Raw genomic sequence first — 2,685 nt, forward strand, 5'->3', positions numbered from 1 at the left:
TGACGATTGACCACTTTTTTTCCATTTCCGTTGCTTTGTTGAGCGGGATAATCTGGTTTAAGCTGGGTTATCAGTATGTTTTTCTGCTCGGCGCGTTCATTGCGGTCACCAACTTTTTCTCCGTCCTGAGAATAAGAATTCCCGCGCGTCAAACCGGTGTTTGACAATTACGGTTAATAGATTTTTTTGGGGGTGGTATGTTGACTCGCAGATACTATTCCCATTTTGTCCACCAATTTCCTATTGTCAAACTGTTAGCATCAAGTTTTTCTTGCGATTGAATGCATATTTGGTGTTTGCTCCCGGCTGACACGTCAAAATAGTTATCGGAAAGGGATATCTCAATGTTATCTTTTTTTACCAGCAAGTGGCAAAAACGGGCAAACGAATCTGTCTGAAGCTGAATACGCGAATGCCATTTTCCCCGGGCAAATTCCTGATCAAGGAATTCAAATTTGATCTGAGGGTATGGCCACGGTATCTCTTTCCAACTCCCTTGCAGGGTTTCCTGTCCATAGGTTAAATTTACTTCCGCACCCTCAAATGAATCGTTGCTAAAAAAGAACTCAATTTTTCCGGAGCGTTCAAAGATTATTGGGAGCAAGGTGGCGCAGGCTCGTTTGGCGGCATAAAACGCAGGTTTGGGATGCCGATAGTAATCGATGATTGACCAGTTACTGGTAGGCCAGCTGTCATTATACATCCACACCATTGTCCCGCCATTGTTTGGACGGTCACGCCGGGCACTTTCAAACTCGGCTCTCATCATTTCCGCGTGTGTGGCTTGACCAAACTTTACATATTTCTGAAGACTATCTATTTCACCAAAAATTGCACCGGCAATTAAAAGTGTCTGCTCGTAATGCGGCAGATTTCTATGACCTCTCTGAATGTGATCTATCCATGCCTGGTTGGGCGGCCAAAGATTATCAGGAGAAAGGAATTTTTTGAAAGTTTTTTCGCTGCAGGGTCCCTGAATGCAGAACTCCGAATTGAAGGAACATACCCTTTCAAAATGGTTTCGGAATCGTTCTGGTTTTCCGTCAGATTCAAAGAGAGCATATTTCCAGCAGGAGATATGGCAATTTCCGGAATTCGGTAAGTTGCCAAAATCATCCCTAGACTGCGGACTTGATTCTACGTAAGGCACACCGAGACCGAACCCACCAACCAAACCTCGTAGAATCATGGTATATATCTGCGGATCATCCCTTAATCTATTTACAGTCCATGCATCTTTTGTTTCAGAATAAATACCGCTGTCTTTTTGCAGGTTATCCCCTGCCTGATTTGGATAATCCCAGGAGTACACGTCTTCATTACAACCACACCAAAGTACGATACTCGGATGATTTCTAAGGCGTCGGATCTGATAGTTGGCTTCTGCCATAATCTCGTCACGCAGAAGATCAATTGGATAGCCAGTACTCGCAAACATAAAATCCTGCCAGACCATTATTCCCAGTTCATCACACAGTTCGTAGAAAATATCTCGTTCGTAGATTCCTCCTCCCCACACCCGGAGCATGTTGAAGTTGGCTTCCTTTGCTTTTTTTAAATAAAACTCATATTGTTCCTCCGAAGCATTTACTGGCCACAGCTCTAAAGGGACCCAGTTTGCTCCTTTGCAAAATATAGTCTCCCCGTTAATTTCAATTCCGAATGAAAAACCAGGCCCTGCTTTTGTTGGGGTAAAAGGTCTTTCCACAATTTTTGATTCACGAAGTCCCAGACGTCCCTTCCGTCTGTCTGCAACAACATCGTTTACCAGAAGTTCAATTGAGTAATCGTATAGGGGATGCTTTCCGTAGCCGTTTGGAAACCAAAGTTGTGGGTTTGGAATACTCAAACTCAGATAAGACTTAAAAGAGTCTCTTGAAATCTCATTTTTAATATCTGAACCATACCCGGTGACATTCACCGCGATACGATAACCGGCTTCCTTTGTTTTTTCAGTAACTTCAAACGCAAAATCGATTCTGCCGTTCATAAAGGGCTGAATAGAAATATCTGTCAGACAATACTCATTATGATGCTCAATCCATACATTTTCTGAGAGTCCTATTGAAGGAAGAGGTAATGCCCAGTCCCAGCCGAATGAAAATTGAGGTTTGCGGAGGAAAGCTCTCCTGTCTTTCCAACTGTTCTGTTCATCAAACCGGGGTCCGCCGAGAAGCTGATTGAGTGATTGAAAGCGGAGCAAGAGAGCATTTCCCTCCGGTTTTAATAAGCCGGTTACGTTGAAACGAAATAGACGGAAAGCGTTCTTCATTTCGCCGAGGTATTTATCGTTAAGCCAAATATCTGCATGGCCGTCCACCCCCGTTAGACAAAGATCTGTTTTTGCCTCACCAACATCAGGGGTATCAAATGTTAACTTATACCACCATTCTTTACCGGTAACCCAGTAGCAATTTTGTGCTTGTGTATCATAATGAGGATCCGGGATTTTTTTGTACTGTAATAACGTAGCATTAACATCTCCAGGGACATTAGTTATCATCCAATCACCTATATTGGGATCTGGTTTAATGATATTGTCCAATGAGTCTGATTGAGGTTCAGAGCCCAACAGCATCCATTTACCGTTTAAATTAATTGTTTTCATGGGTTTTAATTTTCATGAATTAAGCTACACGTGCTTCAGAATTAGAACGGCCAGGGGCGGGAGGGTTAGGGAGAGGG

The 2,685-nt window shown here is 43.1% G+C and carries 1 protein-coding gene; it reads right to left on the reverse strand.

From position 1 onward, the window contains the following. Nucleotides 1-214: 214 nt before the first annotated feature. Nucleotides 215-2,608, reverse strand: a complete 2,394-nt coding sequence (locus tag Q7J27_04450; GenBank protein MDO9528394.1) for a glycoside hydrolase family 2 protein — start codon at nucleotides 2,606-2,608, stop codon at nucleotides 215-217. Between the last annotated feature and the right edge of the window lie 77 nt (nucleotides 2,609-2,685).

The sequence above is a fragment of the Syntrophales bacterium genome (genome assembly GCA_030655775.1).
Lineage (GTDB): Bacteria > Desulfobacterota > Syntrophia > Syntrophales > JADFWA01 > JAUSPI01.